The organism is Kribbella turkmenica (genome assembly GCF_004348725.1).
GTDB lineage: Bacteria > Actinomycetota > Actinomycetes > Propionibacteriales > Kribbellaceae > Kribbella > Kribbella turkmenica.
The window spans coordinates 12,248-29,518 of record NZ_SMKR01000009.1 but is presented as its reverse complement, the minus strand read 5'-3'; the positions used below and the strand labels follow the sequence as shown (position 1 = coordinate 29,518).

The 17,271-nt window shown below is 70.8% G+C and carries 16 protein-coding genes; 5 read left to right on the top strand and 11 right to left on the bottom strand.

Going from position 1 to position 17,271, the window contains the following annotated elements; genetic code table 11:
• The first annotated feature begins 116 nt into the window (after nt 1–116).
• Nucleotides 117–1,310 carry an ROK family transcriptional regulator gene (locus E1218_RS03620; RefSeq protein WP_132316202.1) on the top strand — a complete coding sequence of 398 codons (1,194 nt, stop codon included), beginning with the start codon at nt 117–119 and terminating at the stop codon, nt 1,308–1,310.
• A gap of 188 nt (nt 1,311–1,498) precedes the next feature.
• On the top strand, nt 1,499–4,321 hold the full coding sequence (locus tag E1218_RS03615; RefSeq protein ID WP_132316200.1) for a glycoside hydrolase family 3 protein: 2,823 nt from the start codon (nt 1,499–1,501) through the stop codon (nt 4,319–4,321).
• Here the strand turns inward: E1218_RS03615 and yicI are convergent.
• The gene (yicI, locus tag E1218_RS03610; protein ID WP_132316198.1) at nt 4,300–6,501 is read right to left on the bottom strand and encodes an alpha-xylosidase; all 2,202 of its coding nucleotides are present in this window, start codon (nt 6,499–6,501) and stop codon (nt 4,300–4,302) included. The genes E1218_RS03615 and yicI overlap by 22 nt on opposite strands.
• 105 nt (nt 6,502–6,606) lie before the next feature.
• Between yicI and E1218_RS03605 the strand changes: the two genes are divergently transcribed.
• The gene (locus E1218_RS03605) at nt 6,607–7,251 is read left to right on the top strand and encodes a LysE family translocator (RefSeq protein ID WP_132316196.1); all 645 of its coding nucleotides are present in this window, start codon (nt 6,607–6,609) and stop codon (nt 7,249–7,251) included.
• A 70-nt stretch (nt 7,252–7,321) separates the two neighbouring features.
• Entirely contained in the window at nt 7,322–7,510 is a 189-nt protein-coding gene (locus E1218_RS03600) for a DUF1918 domain-containing protein (protein WP_132316194.1), read from the top strand.
• Nucleotides 7,511–7,613: 103 nt separating this feature from the next.
• Here the strand turns inward: E1218_RS03600 and E1218_RS03595 are convergent, their stop codons facing one another.
• From E1218_RS03595 to E1218_RS03575, 5 genes are all read right to left on the bottom strand, one after another.
• Nucleotides 7,614–8,273: a response regulator transcription factor gene (locus tag E1218_RS03595; protein WP_132316192.1), complete on the bottom strand. Its 660-nt coding sequence runs from the start codon at nt 8,271–8,273 to the stop codon at nt 7,614–7,616.
• Nucleotides 8,270–9,715, bottom strand: coding sequence for a sensor histidine kinase (locus E1218_RS03590; RefSeq protein WP_233711978.1), 1,446 nt, complete (start codon nt 9,713–9,715; stop codon nt 8,270–8,272). The genes E1218_RS03595 and E1218_RS03590 overlap by 4 nt, the downstream gene beginning before the upstream one ends.
• Nucleotides 9,672–9,986: a hypothetical protein gene (locus E1218_RS03585; RefSeq protein ID WP_165949109.1), complete on the bottom strand. Its 315-nt coding sequence runs from the start codon at nt 9,984–9,986 to the stop codon at nt 9,672–9,674. Before E1218_RS03585 ends, E1218_RS03590 begins: the two co-directional genes overlap by 44 nt.
• Before the next feature lie 70 nt (nt 9,987–10,056).
• Nucleotides 10,057–10,593, bottom strand: coding sequence for a superoxide dismutase family protein (locus tag E1218_RS03580; protein ID WP_165949108.1), 537 nt, complete (start codon nt 10,591–10,593; stop codon nt 10,057–10,059).
• 57 nt (nt 10,594–10,650) lie between these two features.
• Nucleotides 10,651–11,556 (bottom strand): LysR family transcriptional regulator, encoded by a 906-nt coding sequence (locus tag E1218_RS03575; protein ID WP_132316188.1) that lies wholly within the window; start codon nt 11,554–11,556, stop codon nt 10,651–10,653.
• Between the two features lie 59 nt (nt 11,557–11,615).
• Here E1218_RS03575 and E1218_RS03570 point away from each other — a divergent pair, with 59 nt between their 5' ends.
• Nucleotides 11,616–12,521, top strand: coding sequence for a DMT family transporter (locus tag E1218_RS03570; RefSeq protein WP_233711977.1), 906 nt, complete (start codon nt 11,616–11,618; stop codon nt 12,519–12,521).
• 7 nt (nt 12,522–12,528) lie between these two features.
• Here E1218_RS03570 and E1218_RS03565 read toward each other — a convergent pair whose 3' ends face one another.
• The 5 genes from E1218_RS03565 to E1218_RS35885 form a co-directional block, all read right to left on the bottom strand.
• Nucleotides 12,529–13,971 carry a ricin-type beta-trefoil lectin domain protein gene (locus tag E1218_RS03565; RefSeq protein ID WP_233711976.1) on the bottom strand — a complete coding sequence of 481 codons (1,443 nt, stop codon included), beginning with the start codon at nt 13,969–13,971 and terminating at the stop codon, nt 12,529–12,531.
• 144 nt (nt 13,972–14,115) lie between these two features.
• Nucleotides 14,116–15,057: a hypothetical protein gene (locus tag E1218_RS36520; protein WP_202865749.1), complete on the bottom strand. Its 942-nt coding sequence runs from the start codon at nt 15,055–15,057 to the stop codon at nt 14,116–14,118.
• 35 nt (nt 15,058–15,092) lie between these two features.
• On the bottom strand, nt 15,093–15,344 hold the full coding sequence (locus tag E1218_RS03555; RefSeq protein WP_132316184.1) for a hypothetical protein: 252 nt from the start codon (nt 15,342–15,344) through the stop codon (nt 15,093–15,095).
• 35 nt (nt 15,345–15,379) lie between these two features.
• On the bottom strand, nt 15,380–16,702 hold the full coding sequence (locus tag E1218_RS03550) for a hypothetical protein (protein WP_132316182.1): 1,323 nt from the start codon (nt 16,700–16,702) through the stop codon (nt 15,380–15,382).
• On the bottom strand, nt 16,699–17,199 hold the full coding sequence (locus tag E1218_RS35885; protein WP_165949107.1) for a hypothetical protein: 501 nt from the start codon (nt 17,197–17,199) through the stop codon (nt 16,699–16,701). The genes E1218_RS03550 and E1218_RS35885 overlap by 4 nt, the downstream gene beginning before the upstream one ends.
• Nucleotides 17,200–17,271 lie beyond the last annotated feature (72 nt).

Sequence of the window (17,271 nt, the reverse complement as noted above, 5' to 3'; positions counted from 1 at the left end):
TTCTTGGCCTAGAATTAGTTGGGCTGGTAGCCAAACAAATTAACGTAAGCGCGCGAGCACGACAAGGTGTAGAACTGAGCCATCGCCGAACCACTGGCCACCCGAACGGACGGACCTTGACCTCACAGACCGCGGACCACACGGACATCCGCGCCACCAATCTGGCTGCCGTGCTGGGCTACCTGCGCCGCCAGGCGCCGTGCTCGCGGGCCGCGATCGCGTCCGGGACCGGACTCAACAAGGCGACCGTGACCAGCATCGTCGCCGACCTGCTCGACCGCCGGCTGGTCCGCGAGACCCGGCAGACCCAGCATCACGTCGGCCGGCCCGCGACCCTGCTCGTCCTGGACGGTTCGGCGTACGCCGCCATCGGGCTCGAGGTGAGCGCCCGGGGCCTGACCGCGCTCGCCTACGACACCGCCGGCGGGCAGGTGCTGCGCTGGCACCGGGCGGGGCCGGGCGCCGGCGCCGGACCGGCGAAGACCGTCGCCGCGGTCGCGGCGCTGGCCCGGCGGGCGATCTCGACCGTGCAGACGTCGGGCCGGCGGGTCCTCGGGATCACGGTGGGCGTGCCCGGCCTGGTGAACCGTGACGGTTCGGTCGTGCTCGCGGCCGGCCTCGGCTGGCGCGACGTTCCGCTACGGACCGATCTCACCGCCGCGCTCGGCCGGCCGGACATCCCGGTGACCGTGGACAACGACGCCTCACTCGCGGTGCTGGCGGAGCATCTCTACGGCCCACTGGCCGGCTCGGAGAACCTGATCCACCTGGCCGGTGACACCGGAGTCGGCGCGGGCATCATCGTCGACGGCCGCCCGCTGCGAGGCCATCTCGGGTACATCGGGGAGATCGGCCATCTTCGCGTGGTCGCGGACGGGCCGCTGTGCGGCTGCGGGCGTCGCGGCTGTCTGGAGGCACTCGCCGGTCTGCCGGCGATCCTGTCCCGCGTCGACGGCCTGACCGATCCCGATCCGCAGATCCAGCTCGAGCACCTGATCCGCCGGGCCGACGACGGCGAGGCGGCGGTCACCAAGGTTCTCGCCGAAGCCGGGACCCACCTGGGCCACGGCATCGCGGCCCTCGTCAACGTCCTCAACCCGGAGTACGTCGTCCTGGGCGGCGCCTACGCCCTGCTGGCCGCGCACCTGTCCTCCGCCGTCACCAAGGCGTTGCACGAGTCCGCCATCGCCCCGCAGGCCGGCGCTTGCACCGTCGTCGCGTCGACGTTCCCCGACACCGCAACTCCCCTCGGCGCCACCGCCCGAGCGCTCACGTCCTTGACGACCGGTCACCTGCCCAGTCCCGGGTGAACTCCGGAAAGCGTCTACCAGGCCTTGACCAGCCCGGCCTGGGATGCCAACCTCTGATCACTCCGTCGTCACAGGGTCGTCACTGACCGAGACGGATTTTTTCGCCCAGCCCGTCGAAGCGCTTCGATACTGCGCCGGGAGGACAGTCGAAGCGCTTCGACTCACAGCCGCAGTGGAGTCGATCGCCGATGAGTGCGCCCCAGGACCCACCGTTCCGAGACCCGGCCCGGCCGCTGCGCGCACGCGTCGACGACCTGCTCGGCCGGCTGACCACCGACGAGAAGCTGGCCCTGCTGCACCAGCACCAAGCGCCGGTCCATCGCCTCGGCCTGGAAGCGTTCCGGACCGGCACCGAGGCGCTGCACGGCGTTGCCTGGCACGGCCCGGCGACCGTCTTTCCGCAGGCCGTCGGACTGGCCACCACCTGGAATCCCGAGCTGGTCCGGGCCGTCGGTGCCGCGGTCGGCGACGAGGTCCGGGTCTTCCACCACAAGGACCCGGCCGGGGTCGGCCTGAATGTGTGGGCGCCGGTCGTCAACCCGCTCCGCGATCCCCGCTGGGGCCGCAACGAGGAGGGGTACGCCGAGGACCCTTGGCTGACCGGCGTGATCGCCACCGCGTACGGGCAGGGCCTGGCCGGCGATCACCCCACGCATCTGCGGACCGCCCCGACGCTCAAGCACTTCCTCGCCTACAACAACGAGACCGACCGCTGCACGACCTCCAGCAACCTCCCACCGCGCGTGCTGCATGACTACGAACTGCCCGCGTTCCGGGCCCCGATCGAAGCCGGCGCGGCGGTCGCGGTGATGCCGTCGTACAACCTGGTGAACGGGCGGCCCGCGCACCTGAGCCCGCTCATCAACGACGTGCTCCGTGGCTGGACCGGCGACGAACTGCTCGTGGTCAGCGACGCCTACGCGCCCGCGAACCTGTACGGGTTGCAGCGGTACCACCCTGACGGCGCGACCGCGTACGCCGCCGCTCTCAAGGCCGGAGTGGACAGCTTCACCCAGGACGGCACGGACGCGGGGCCGTCGATCGCGAACCTCGCGGACGCGATCGACCGCGGCCTCATCACCCTCGACGACGTCGACACCGCGGTCCGGCACGCGCTGGCGATCCGTTTCCGGCTCGGCGAGTTCGACCCGGCCGAGCTCGATCCGTACCGCGGCCTCGAACCCGGCCTGGTCAACTGTCCCGGCCACCGCCGGCTCGCCCAGGAAGCCGCCCGGCAGTCGATCGTGCTGCTCAAGCACGAGTGCGGGGTGCTTCCGCTGGACGCCTCGACGATCGAACGGATCGCGGTCATCGGCCCGCTCGGCAACACACTCTCCGCGGACTGGTACGCCGGCACACTGCCCTACCAGATCACCGCGTACGACGGTCTGGTCGAACGACTGGGTGACGGCCGGGTCGAGTACTGCGAGGGTGTGGACCGAATCGCGTTGCGGGTCGCCGGTTCGGCGTCGTACCTGACGATCGGGGCCGACGGCGTCCTCCGCGCCGGCGAGGACGAGCACAAAGCGTTCGACCTGTTCGACTGGGGTGGTGGCGCATGTGCACTGCGCTCGGTCCGGAACGGGCAGCATCTGACTGTCAACCACGACGGCTCGCTCGTGGCCGACCAGCCTGGTCCGAACGGCTGGGAGGTGAAGCAGACCTTCCGCCTGGTCGAGACCGGCGGCCGGGTCCGGGTGCTCCACCTGAACAGCGGCCGCTACCTGCGGGTGGACGGCACGGTCGGGCTCGGCGAGTCCGGGACCGATTTCGAGCTCGAGCTCCTGGTCGACGGCGCGGCGGCCGCCGCCGGACTCGCCGCACCCGCCGGCGTCGCGATCGTTGTCCTCGGCAATCATCCGATGGTGAACGGCCGGGAGACCGAGGACCGGACCGACCTGGACCTGCCGAGGGCGCAGGAGCGTCTGCTGCGGGCCGTGCACGCGGCGAACCCGCGGACAGTCCTGGTGATGACGAGCAGCTACCCGTTCGCGGCCGGGTGGGCCCAGCAGAATCTTCCGGCCGTGCTCTGGTCGGCCCACGGTGGGCAGGAGTACGGTCGCGCTCTGGCCGACGTACTGTTCGGCGACGCCGACCCTGCCGGCCGGTTGACGCAGACGTGGTACCACTCGGCCGCCGAGCTGCCCGACCTGCACGACTACGACATCATCGCGGCCGACGCCACGTACCTGTACTACCGCGGACTGCCGCTGTACTCGTTCGGCCATGGGCTGAGCTACACCACCTTCTCGTACGGCGACCTGCGGCTCAGCCCGGCGTCCATCCCGGCGGACGGCGAGGTCCGGGTCACCTTCACCGTGACGAACACCGGCACCCGGGAAGGTTGCGAGGTCGCGCAGCTCTACACCCACCAGCAGCGTTCACGGGTCAAACAACCGCTGCGGCAACTTCGTGGTTTCCGGCGGCTGTCGCTGCTTCCCGGTGAGAGCACCGAGGTCGAGCTGACGATCGCCGCGGCGGACCTGGGGTTCTGGGACGTGACCCGGGACCGCCGCTGCGTGGAGACCGCCCGGCACAGCGTGATGGTCGGCCGCTCCAGCACGGACATCCGGCTCGCCGCGACCCTCGACGTCCACGGCGAGCGCATCCCGCCGCGCTCGATCAGCCGGCTCGCCGCCACCAGCTTCGACGATTACTCCGCGTTGACCCTGACCACCGCGACCCCGGAGCAGGGCGACGCGGTTCTCTCCCTGGAGGCCGGCGCCTGGGTGTGCTACGACGACGTCGAGCTCACTCCGGCGCCGTACCAGGCAACCGTCGCCAACCGCGGAGCCGCACCGGCCTCGATCGAGCTACGCCTGGACGACCCGCTCCACGGCGACCTGCTGGACACCCTCCGGATTCCGCCGAACCACCGGCCGGCCGCCCTGTCCGGTGAGCTCACGCAGACCGGCGTACACACCGTCTACGTCGTCTTCTCCTCACCCGACGTGGTGTTGGCCGGGCTGACGGCCGACGTCCCACACCGTCAGGCGAGTTCGACGGTGTAGCGCTCGCAACTGCCGTCGATCAGGCGGGATCCCACCTGGCCGTCCCGGAACGTCAGCTCGACCGCCGCGTCCGGGAGCTTGGCGACGGTCGTCCGTCCTTCGGTGGGGGCGAACCAGCGGAGCTGGACGTTGTCCGACCAGTCGTACTCCGGACGGTCGTCGACGGCACCGATCGGGATGACGGCGCCCTCGCGGACCAGGACCGGCACAGAGCCGAACCCGTGGGTCTGCTGGACCCAGCGTGGTCCGGCGAACCGCTCGCCGCTGAGCAGGTCGGTCCAGATGCCCGCGGGCAGGTAGAACGACACCTCGCCGGTCCAGCTCATCACGGGTGCGACCAGGAGGTCCGGGCCGAGCATGTACTGGCGGTCCAGGTACGCGGCGCCCGGGTCGTCGGGGAACTCCAGGATCATCGGCCGCATCATCGGTACGCCGTCGCGGTGCGCCTCGGCCGCCGCGGTCATCAGGTACGGCATCAGCGACATCTTCAGCTTGGTGAACTTCCGCAGCACGTCGACGGCCTCGTCGTCGAACGCCCACGGCACCCGGTACGACGACGAGCCGTGCAGCCGCGAGTGCGACGAGAGCAACCCGAACGGCACCCAGCGTTTGAAGATGGCGGGATCAGGCGTGCCCTCGAACCCGCCGATGTCGTGACTCCAATAGCCGAATCCGGACGCCGCCAGCGACAACCCGCCGCGCAACGACTCCGCCATCGCCTCGAACGTCGACTCGCAGTCGCCACCCCAGTGCACCGGGAACTGCTGACCGCCGGCGGTCGCGGAGCGGGCGAACAGCACGGCCTCGCCCTCGCCGTGGTTCTCCTCGAGCAGCCCGAAGACCGCCTCGTTGTAGAGGTGCGCGTAGTAGTTGTGCATCCGCCGCGGGTCCGAACCGTCGAACCAGACGACATCGGTCGGGATCCGCTCGCCGAAGTCGGTCTTGAAGCAGTCGACGCCGAGGTCGATGAGCGTCTGCAGCTTCGAGCGGTACCACGCGGTGGCGTCCGGGTTGGTGAAGTCGACGATCGCCATGCCCGCCTGCCACATGTCCCACTGCCAGACCGAGCCGTCCGGCCGCTTCAGCAGGTAGCCGAGCCGGCGGCCCTCCTCGAACAGGACCGACCGCTGCGCGATGTACGGGTTGATCCACACACTGACCCGCAGGCCGCGGTCCTTCAGCCGGCGCAGCATCCCGGCCGGGTCGGGGAACGCGACCGGGTCCCAGCCGAAGTCGCACCAGTGGAACTGCCGCATCCAGAAGCAGTCGAAGTGAAAGACGCTCAACGGCAGGTCGCGCTCGGCCATGCCGTCGACGAACGCGCTCGTCGTCTCCTCGCTGTAGTCGGTGGTGAACGACGTCGACAGCCACAGCCCCATCGACCACGCCGGCACCCGGGCGGGCCGGCCGGTGAGCGCGGTGTAGCGCCGGAGCACGTCCTTCGCGGTCGGTCCGGCGAAGACGTGGTACGACAGTTCCTGGCCCTCGACGCTGAACTGGTTGCGGGACGTGACCTCGGACCCGACCTCGAACGACACCTCGGCAGGGGTGTCGACCAGGACGCCGTACCCCCGGCTGCTCAGGAAGAACGGGACGTTCTTGTACGCCTGCTCGCTGGACGTGCCGCCGTCGGCGTTCCAGATGTCGACGACCTGGCCGTTCTTCACCAGCGGGCCGAACCGCTCGCCGAGGCCGTAGATCGTCTCGCCGACGCCGAGCGCGAGCTGCTCGTGCAGGAACTGCCGGCCGTCCTGGTCGGTGATCAGCCCGAGGCTGCGCGCCCCCGAATTCGTCACCGGCCGCCCGTCCTGCTCGAACCGCACGTCCCACGGTCCGTCCAGACCGACGGCCACGCTGAGTTCACCCGACGTCAGCCGCGCCTCGGCCGGACCGATCTCCACCTTGACCGGGTGGCCGTCTCCGGTGTTCAGCCGGTACGACGGCCGGGCGGGCAGCCCGCCGAGATGATGCGCGATCCGGACCCCGATCACACCGCGGGCCGGTGAGGTGAAGGTGACCGTGAACACCGGCTGGTTGAGGGTGTCCCCGCGGCGTTCGATCCGCTTGGCCGGCGCGAACACGGTGAGCTCCCGATCCCCTGGCTGCACGCTCTCGACCTCGGCCGGCCGCAGCCGCGTCAGCCCGTCCCGCAGCTGCCAGTAACCGTCGGTGAACTTCATCGGGCGGGCCCTCCCTGCAGCGGATGTCGAAGCGCTTCGACGAAGCCTAGACCACGGGCTGGAAACGGGTCGTGAGCCGTCCACGCTCCGGGCAGGATGGACGGCATGGAGCTCTCGATCGTGATCGGATTCATGGTGGCGGCCCTGGTGGTGAGCATCGTGCCGGGGCCGGACATGCTGTTCATCGCCGCGAACGCGGCCGCGGGCGGACGGCGCGCCGGCGTCGTCGCGGCGGCCGGGGTGTCGACGGGGCTGGTGGTGCACACCGCCGCCGCGGCCCTCGGGCTCGGCGCGCTGATCCAGGCGGCGCCGCAGGTCCTCGACGGGGTGCGGATCGCCGGGGCGGCGTTCCTGATCTACCTCGCCTACCTCACCTGGCGAGCGAGCCGGCGGGAGGTCGGTGAGACCGACGAGGCCGTCGACCTGCCGCGGCGGACGCTGCCCCGGACCTACCTGATGGCGGTTCTGACCAACGTCGCCAACCCGAAGGTCATCCTGTTCTACCTGGCCTTCGTCCCACAGTTCATCAGCACCGGTCCGGGCAGCTGGCCGGCCGGCCCGCAGATCCTGGCCCTCGGCCTGATCCTGATGGTCATCGGTTTCGCCGTGGACGGGTCGGTCGGCCTGCTCGCAGGCAGCCTGACCGACCGGTTCCTGCGCGCCGGCAGCACCGTCCGCCGGCGGCTCGAACGCGTCTGCGCCGGCATCTTCGCCGCCCTGGCCGCCCGGCTCGCGACCGACATCCGCTGACGTCTGGTGCCGACCGGGGGTCTGGGGTCAAGCTGGGAGGGAGTAGTCACCGAGTTATGGAGGCGGTCCGATGAAGGCGGCGGCGGGTGACACAGTGATCGTCGAGGGCACGCACGTGATGGCCCACCGGCGGCAGGGCGAGATCGTCGAGGTCCACGATCCCGACGGCGCCCCGCCGTACCTGGTGCACTGGACCGACACCGACAGCGAGACCCTCTTCTTCCCCGGTCCGGACGCGCACATCATCCACTCCGAGTGAGCCGACGCAGCACCAGGACACGGTTCCTCCAGGTGGAGGTCGGGGTGAACCTCACCCCTCCGGCCCGGAGTGAGAGCCTGTTGAGGGGGTGGTGAGAAACCTCTCACGGAAGCAGGCGGTAGCCCATGCCGCGGACGGTCTGGATGCGGTCCTGGCCGAGTTTTCGGCGCAGGTAGCGGATGTAGACGTCGACCACGTTGGACCCGGGATCGAAGTCGAACCCCCAGACCTGGGACAGCAGTTGCTCCCGCGACAGCACCTGGTCGGGATGACGGCAGAACACCTCGGCCAGCAGGAACTCCCGCGCGGTCAGCTCGACCGTCTCGCCGCCGACCAGGGCACGCCGGGTGCGCAGGTCCAGGCTCAGGTCGCCGATCTGCAGGATGTTGGCGTCCGGCGTGCCCTCGCTGCGCAGCCGCAGCCGGACGCGGGCCAGGAGCTCCTCGAAGGCGAACGGCTTGGCGATGTAGTCATCCGCACCGCCCTCCAGCCCGGCGACCGTGTCGCGCACGCTGTCGCGCGCGGTCAGGATCACCACCGGCATCGTGACCCTTGCCTCGCGCAACCGCCGGAGCACGGTGAAGCCGTCGACCCGCGGCAGGCCGATGTCCAGGATCAACAGGTCGTAGGCGCCGCCGGCCCCTTCCTGGTACGCCGTCTCGCCGTCGCCGACCACGGTCGTCACGAACCCGTTGCTGCGCAGGCCGCGTTCGACGAAGGACGCGATCCGCTCCTCGTCCTCGGCGATCAGGATCCGGTTCATCGCGCCATCGCCTCCTCGGCCGCGGGCAGCGTCATCTCGAAGCGGGCGCCGGGACCGGGCGCCAGCCGTACCTCACCGTCATGCGCCTGCGCGATCGAGCGGACGATCGCCAGCCCGAGGCCGGCGCCATCGGTCCGGCGCTGGTCGTTGCCCCGGGCAAATCGCTCGAAGATCCGCTCCCGGTCCGCCGGCGGCACCCCCGGCCCGGTGTCGGCGACCCACAGCAGCACGCTCCCGCCGGCGTCCAGGTGCGAGCCGACCTCGATCCGGTCGCCGGGCCCGGTGTGCCGGACCGCGTTGGACACGAGTTGCATCAGGGCCTGGGTCAGTCGCTGACCGTCGGCGACGATCGTCGCGTCGGCCGTCCCGGCCACCCGCCAGGCGCGGTCCGCCAACGGCCGCGCCTTCGCGACCACCTCGACCACGAGCTCGGTCAGGTTCACCGCGCCCAGCTCGAGGAAGTCCGGCCGCCCGCTCTTCGCCAGCACCAACAGGTCGTCGACCATCCGGTTCATCCGGGCCAGCTCGTCCAGCAGCAGCGCCTTGGTCTCCGCCTGGTCGCGCGGATCCGCGCCCATGAGCTCCAGGTGACCGCGGATCACCGTGATCGGCGTCCGCAGCTCGTGCCCGGCGTTGTCGACGAAGTCCCGCTGCGCGGTGAACGCGTCCTCCAACCGGTCCAGCATGGTGTTGAACGTGCCGGCCAGCTGGGCGACGTCGTCCTTGCCGACGACATCGATCCGGCGGCGCAGGTCGGTGTCGCTGATCCGCTCCGCGGTCGTTCGCAGCTGCCGGATCGGTGCGAGCACGCGCCCGGTCACGAGCCAGCACGCGCCCCCGGCCAGCACCAGCGTGATCGCGCCGATGAGCACCAGCGCCCGGGCCGCGTCCATCGACGGCTGGGCGATGACGTCGCGGAACTCGAGCACCACCAGGTGCGCCCGGACCGGCGCTGACCCCAGTCGCACCGGGATGACGCCGTACCGGACCTTGCCCGCCGCGCTGTCGGCCCAGCCGTACGACGGCTCGGTCGCGCCGCCGACCCGCCGGACGAAGGCGGCGTCGGTGTCGAGCCGGGCGGGCGGGGTGCCCTGGCTGCGGTGGTACTCGCGGCCGTCGACGATGGAGAAGAGCGCCTCCGAGTCGTCCGGCAGGTTGCCCTGCAGCCAGCGGTCGAGCAGCGCCTCCGGGCGGGAGAACGACGCTGCTTCCGCGGAGGTGGCGAACGCGCGGAACTTGTTCGCCTCGTGGGTCAGTTCGTCGTCCGCGGCCGCGTCGGCACGCGCTGCCAGCACCTGCCAGGTGAGGAGGACCAGCGCGGACAGTGCGAGGGCGAGCACCCCGTACATCCAGCCGATGATCCGCACCCGGGCGCTGACCACCGGCCGCCGCCGGGCATCACCCATCGTCGTCGTCCGGGTCGTCCGCGCCGTCGTCGTCATCGTCGTCCCCCGCGGTCGGGGCCGGCGGGGGCGACACCGGGTCGGCACCGGTGGTTCCCGTCACCGTGGGCTTCGCCGGCGTCGGCGTCGGCGTCACGGTGGGCGAGGGCGACGGGGCCGGCGTGGGTGCCGCCGACGTGGACGAGGCGGGGACGACGACGGTCTCGCCGAGCTCGGGTGACGACCGGTCGGCCAGGAACCGGGGCAGCAGGAACCCGGCCACCACCAGCACGCCGGCGACAACCCCGTAGATCAGGCGTGGAGACCGCATCCTCACATCCTGCGAGGCCTCCTGGAGAACCGCATGAGCGGAAGATTACAGAATTCTCATCGCCGGCCGGTCACCACGACAGCGGCAGGCAGGCCAGGCGGGCACCGGCGGCGCCGTGGTGGTCGGTCGGCTTCTCGTGGATGACGATCGAGCGGTTGCCCGGCAGGGGTGTGAAGGGTACGACGGCCATCGCGTTGGCGGCCCCGGACGGGCCGACGGTGAAGTCGAGCCACACCTCGGTGCTGCGGTTCACCCGGGGCGGGACCTTCCCGGCGACGGTGTCGGTGTTGTAGTGCGGACCGGCCGCCGCGCCGTCGCCGGCGACACAGGGCCCGGAGTGCAGATGGGCACCGAACGACCGGCCGGCGGCCGACCGCTCGATCCCGCGCACCCGCAGGATCGCCGACGTCGACTCACCACGCGACACCAGGACCGCCAGCCCATGCGCCCGGTCGAAGGCCCCGCTCAGGTCCGGCTCCAGGTCGCGGAGGCCGTCGTGCGCGGTGACCACCTTCGAATTCGGCGATGCCGCGGCGCCGACGGGCGCGGCCGCTCCGGTCAGGAGAACGATCGATGCCGCGAGTGTGCGGCGAAGAATTGCTGCCATGACTCCCTCGAGATCCGTACGGACAAAGACCATCGCGGGCGGGTGACAGGTCAGCACTCAGAGTAGCGGTCCGTCGGTCCGGCGGGTGTGGGTGGCGGACCGGCGGAGGGTGGTGAGGACGGTGCGGACCGCCTGGCGGGCGGTGCGCTCGGGGCGGTGGAGGGCGTCGATGTGCCGGCGGGCGTGGACTCCGCGGAGGGGACGCAGTACGACGTCCGGGTGGCGGCGGGCGGTCCAGCGGGGCATGAGCGCGATGCCGGCGCCCGCGGCCACCACCTCCGCGACGACCGCGAACTCGTTGATGCGGTGCACGAGGTCGAGCCGGCGGTTGGCGGCGGCGCCGATCGCCTCGATGGTGGCCATCAGCGGGAAGCCGTCGTGGACCGTGACCCAGGGCTCGCCGGCGACGTCGCGTGGGGTCAGGTGCCGCTTGGCGGCGAGCGGGTGATCGACTGGCAGCGCCACGTCGAGGGGTTCGTGGAGCAACGGGGTGACGGCGACCGTGCCCGGCCAGGCGGCACCGTGGTCGAGGCGGTGAGCGAGGACGACGTCGTACTCGCGGGTGAGCAGGGGGAACTCGTCCTGTGGGACGTCCTCGTCGTGCAGGCTGAGCCGAGGTGGCGTGCCGGCGCGCAGCAGCAACGGGAAGAAAGTGGCCGCCGCACTGTGGAACGCGGCGACCGACACGATCCCGTCGGGCTGCTCGACGAACTCGTCGACCGTGTGCCGGGCGTGGGCCAGCGCGCGCTCCACGCCGACGGCCGCGGCCGCGAGCGCGCGACCGGCGTCGGTGAGGACGACGCGTCGGCCGTCGCGTTCGGTCAAAGGCACCGGGATCGAGCGCTGGAGCAGCCGCAACTGCTGGGAGATCGCCGACGGCGTCACCAGCAGCGCCTCCGCAGCGGCGGTGACGCTGCCCAGTTCACCGACTTCCCGAAGCACTCGCAACTGTCGCTCGTCCATACGGACACTGTAGGCCTGCTACAAAATCGCTTAAGAAGCTGGTACTTGGCTTCAGCATCGTGACCGGCCACCGTTGTGCCGTGCTCGCCTCCCGCCGTACCGACATGGTGTTGTTGCTGGTCGCGATCGTGTGGGGCTCGAGCTATCTCGCCGCCAAGACCGCGACCGGGTCCACGCCGGTGCTCACGGTGCTGTTCCTGCGGTACGGCATCTCCGCGCTGGCGCTGGTGTTGTTCGTACGGCGCGTCAGCCGGCGCGAGCTCAGGGTCGGCGGCGTGCTCGGACTGAGCCAGGCCGCGGTCCTCGTCCTCGAGACGTACGGCGTCACGCACACGAGCGCGGCCAACGCCGGGCTGATCATCAGCCTGACCCTTGTCCTCACGCCCTTGCTGGACCGCCGCCGGATGCCGCCGAGGTTCTTCCTCGCAGCCGGAGTGTGCATCGTCGGCGTCGGCCTGCTGATGTCCGGCGACGGACTGCACGCCCCCGGCCTCGGTGACCTGCTCATGCTCGCGGCAGCCGTCGTCCGCGCCGCCCACGTCGCCCTCGTCGGCCGGCTCGCGACCGACCTCCGGCCGCTGCAGGTGACCACCGTCCAGACCGTGGTCGGTACGGCGCTGTTCGCCGGACCGGCCGTCGGACACCTGCCCACCGACGCCGGCGCGGCCACCTGGCTGCAACTGGTCTACCTCGCGCTGTTCTGCAGCGTCTTCGCCTTCCTCGCCCAGACCTGGGCAGTCCAGCGCACCTCCGCGAGCCGGGCCAGCCTCCTCCTCGGCACCGAGCCTCTCTGGGCCGTTGCCATCGGCATCATCCTTGCCGGGGACCGCTTCACCGTCCCCGCCGCCGCCGGCGCCACCCTCATCCTCCTCGGCACCACCTGGGGCCAGTCCATCGAACGCAGGCGCCGCCTGCTCGGGACGGCCCAGGTCCACCAGGTTCTCGGTGAAGCCCGGGCCGGCTAGGAGCAAGCTAGGAGCGGGTCCACTTCTGGTTGTCGGCGTTGTTGCAGTACCAGAGATCGACGGCCGTGCCGTTGCCCGTTCCGCCGCCGGCGGCGTCGAGGCAGAGGTCGGGGCTTGCGACGCTGGTGATGGTGAGGTCGGCGTTCACGTTCCAGGCCTGGCTGGGCGCGCCTGTGCAGTTCTCGATGGTGACCGGACTGCCAGCGGCCCCGGCGGTCATGCACTTGTCGGCGTAGACGGTGAGTTGCTTGTCGGCGGTGTAGTTCCACGACTGGTTGCCACCGTTGTTGCAGTCCCACAGGTTGAGTGCCGTACCGGGGGCGGTGGAGAAGCCCGGGACGTCGACGCACCGGTTGCTGGCGACGCCGCGGATCGGCTCACCCGGAGGTGCCGGCGGCAGGTCGTTCGTCGGCTCCTGACGCAGCAGACCCCAGCCCCACCACAGCTGTGCCAGACCGCTCTGACTGTTGACCTGCAAGTCCTTCGGCCCGACCTGGGTCGTCATCGAGTACGAGTCGCCGGTGCGCAGCCCGGGCCAGTAGACGATGCCCATCTTCTGCTCGCGCGCTACCTGCGTGAGCGCCGCGAGGTACGACGTGTAGACGTTGCCCTCGTGGTTGCCGTAGTTCAGCCCGATCGTCATCGGCGAGCCGGCCTCGTCGATGATCGTCCGCCAGCCGTAGTCGCCGATCCGCGGCCGCAGGTTCGCCAGCCAGGCGGCCTTGTTCTCGTCCGACGCCCAGAAGCCGTAGAAGTGCAGGGACAGCAGGGTGCCCTCGAGCTGCGGTGCCGCGCCGACGCCGGTGACGTTGTCGTTGTAGCCGGTGCCCGAGATGACGATCCGCCCGCGCGGCACGTTCTGGTGCCGGGCGATCCAGGACGAGGTGAGCGACACCCACTCGTCGAGCGAGTAGCCGAACGGCTCGTTCATCGGCTCGAAGTACACCCGGGGGTTCTTGCCGTACGCCGTCACCACGGCGTCCCACATCGCCGCGTACTTCACCGGGTCGTCGACCCGGCCGTCCTTGGCGTTGTCGGCCTCCCAATAGCTGAGGATGACCTTGAACCCGCCGGCCACCGACGCGTCGATCGCGGCCCGGTAGGACTGCCACCAGTCGGTGCCGGCGCTCGACGGGTTGATCGGCAGCCGGACCGTGTTCGCCTTCAGCTCTTTGCGGAACTCGCCGACGATCCCGGTCGCCTTCCGGTACGTCGTCGCGTACGAGTCCGCCGTACTCAGACCGGACGGGACCACCTCGTCGTCGGCGTAGTTGTCCCTCGGGTCCGCCCAGTTCACCCCGCGGAACTCGCCGGTGCCAGTGGGCCCGGTGTGGCCGGCGGTGCCGGTCGTGCTCGGTGTGGCCGACGCCCCGGCCGGCACGGTGACGGCCGCGACGACCGCGGTCGCGGCGAGCGCCGCCGCGGCGATGCGCCCAACAGTTGATCTCACGCGCTCTCCGATCCTCACGAGCGGCGGTCCGGCGCCGCGGGTTTGCGTGTCGCGGCGATGTTCACGTAAACACGGGGCCGCGTCAATGCCCGATGTTTGCGTCAACATCAACTGTGACCGGCGTCACACATCAACAGGCGCGGGTCAGCCGACGCGGACACCGGTGATCGCGAAGCGCTCGACGTCCTGCACGTGACCGCCGGTGGAGGCGACGATCACGACCGCACCGGCGTCGGCACCGCGGAAGCTCACCCGCGTCGACCAGGGCTGCCGCTGACCGCCGCCCGGGACGCAGCACGCCGTGCCGAGCGGCCGCTCGGAGCCGGCCTGGCGGACGTCGATCTGGATCGACTCGTCGACCCCGGTGATCCGGCCGCCGGCGGTGATCGGTGAGCTCACGCGCGCGCCGTACCGCGGCCGCTCGAGGGTGAGCGTGGAGTCGGCCGTCCCGACGACCTCCCACGGCGCGTCGGGGCCCTGGCCGATGCGAACCAGGTGGATCACCGCGGCGACGCTCGCCGGCCCTTCGCCGGACTCGTACCCGACGGAGATCCGGGCGTCGTCACCCCTGATCGAGCGGGCGACCACCCGGTCGATCTCGGTGAAGCCGAGGAAGCCGGTGGTGAAGGACAACGCCGTCTGCTCCGCGTCCAGGTGCCATGGCTGGTCACCGCCGTCCCGGTACCTACGTTGCCACTCGGCCGCGTCCGCGACCGAGGCGAACGGCCACAACGGCTGGAACCGGAACGTCGGGGATGCACTCGGCGGCGTTTGCCTGGTCGGGGATGCACTCGGCGGCGTTTGCCTGGTCGGGGATGCACTCGGCGGCGCTTGCCTGGTCGGCGAGGGCGTTGGCGGCTCAGCGGAGGAGGTGGTCCCGGAAGACGTCCTGGATGCGGTCGCCGTGGCCGCGGCCCCGGGCAGGGGTACGGCGCCCTGCCCGGTCGACGCGGGATCGCCGCCGAAGTACAGCACGCCCAGGCCGGCCAGGAGAGCCGACAGCAAGGTGACCACCACGGCGGCCGCGATCGCCGCAGCCGGCCGCATCCGTTGCCGCTGCTCCTGTCCCGGGCCGCCCGTCGCCATCTGACCAGCCTCCCCCAACTACCTCCATTAGACCGCTACATGGCCCGGACCCACGTGTCGGGCAGCTCGCGCATCACCAGCGGGCCGTCCTGCCGGAGCCGCTCGAGGATGTCGAGCCGGCATCCCTCGTTCGCCTTCACCCAGTCCCGGCGGTACTCCTGCCAGTCGAGCAGCGGCCCGCTCCCCGGCCACTCCGCCATCTCCGCCAGGTCCTCTGGCCGGTCCCGGCCCAGCAGCTGGGCCCGCACGGCGATCCGCCGAGCGTCCGGCCGCGAAACCTCAGGCACAGATCGAGGCTGAGGCACACCCCGGACAGAACGACTCAGGTGGAGAACAGCAGCAGGAGCCCGCCGACGGTATAGGCCACCATGACCACCAGCAGTGGGACCTGGCCGGCCAGCGCCCGGCCCCTGGCATACAGGGCGACGGCCCGATCGTGGGCGGAGATGACCCCGAGGAGGTGACCGACGACCACAGCACTCACCTGGACGGTCGCGATCGCACCGGGATGGTTGGTCAGTCCGGCGTTGACTCCGAGCAAGCCGGTACCGAACACGTTCCAGCCGTTGCTGAGCGGATCGCTGAGCAGGATCAGCGTGCGTTGGCCTTCGAGCACGAGCAGGCTGAAGTAGTGCGCGACGACGTACCCGAGGACGATCGGCACGACCGAGTGGGCGAACATCCCCGGCAGTGCGGCCCGCGAGGACATCCGCCCGGCCAGTACGGTCGCCGCCGAGTACGTCACCAGCACGAACGCGATGAACCCGGCCAGGGCGACCGTTCCCAGCAGTGTCTGCGAGTACCCCGGGTTCTGCGCCCAGGCGATCCACAGTGTGCTCCGGGAGAAGCCGTCGTACGCCGTGGATCCGAGGAGCGCGGCGACCAGGCCGACCAGGCCTGGGCGAGGCGTGAGGCTGTCCAGGTTCTCCAGCGGACGTCGTACGACGATCACTGCGTCGGCTCGACGGCCCCACGGTGAGAGCTTGGCCATCAGCGTCGCGTACGCCTCGAACGGGTCCGCAGCGGCGAACCACCGGTCTCCGAACAGCACCGCACCGAACAGGACGGCCACCACGTACACGGCCAGCCACGTCTGCAGCACGGGCAGGGTCGCTCGGTCCGGCGCGACCAGCTCCAACCATGCGAACGCGAAGATCCCGGCGGACGCCGGCCACAGCCCGACGCGCGGTGACAGCTCCAACAACCCGTCCCGTGGGTTGTGACGCAACAGGCGGCACACCAGCAGGTGCAGGGTCCGCAGCGGGTTCAGAGTCCGCCACACCGGCCCAAGGAACAGGGACACCGGCACCAGCCCGACCCACACCAGGATGTAGACGACTCCGAAGATCGGATTCGTCAGCCGATCCGCTCCGGCCAGCAACGCCATCCCCGCGTAGAGGAACGCCGCCAGGCCGAACAACCGCACCGTCCACCGCAACCAGAAGGAGTCCAGGACTGCGGCGAGCCCAGAGGGCAGCGCCGTACCGGAGGCGGCGCCCCGGTAGCGAGGCGTCCGCCAGGCGACGGCCAGGATCACGAACGACAACGTGATCGCGACCGCCGCCCCGGTGACGGCGAACTCCAGCGGTATCGGCAGGTCCTGACGGCCGCCGATCCCGTGCAGTGGCACGACCACAGCCCTCACGACACTTGCAGCTTGAACAGGAGCTTGCCGGTCTCGTGCGTCTCGACCTCGAACGTCCCCTTGGTGGAGGTTTCGAACTCGACCGACGCCGGCATTCCCGGCTTCAGGTCCAGGGCCTTGTCGTAGCCGTGCACGTGTAGTTGGTCGGCCACGTCGCTGACCGCGGTGATCCGGACCGTCTGGCCGGGCCTCGCCTTCACCACCGGCTTCGCGGTGGACACCTTCCCGTCGGCGATCGAGACGTCGACGGTGACGTCCGCCGTACTCGTCGGAGTTTTGGTCGGTACGGCGGGCGGTGTGGCGGACGGTGGAGTCGTCGGGGTCGGCGTGGGCGTGGTGGTCGGCATGGTGGTCGGCATGGTGGTCGGCATGGTGGTCGGCATGGTGGTCGGCATGGTGGTCGGCGTCGTGTCGGCGGCCGGAGTCTCGGCCGCACCGCAACCGGTCAGGGCAACGACAGCAAGGCAGGCGGCAGCGCCGCGAGGTGAGAGCCGCATGGCGGCGTCCTTTCAGGAAGGCACGCGCACAGGGGCGACCCCTGCACGAACGCGGAGATTGGTGAGATCAGC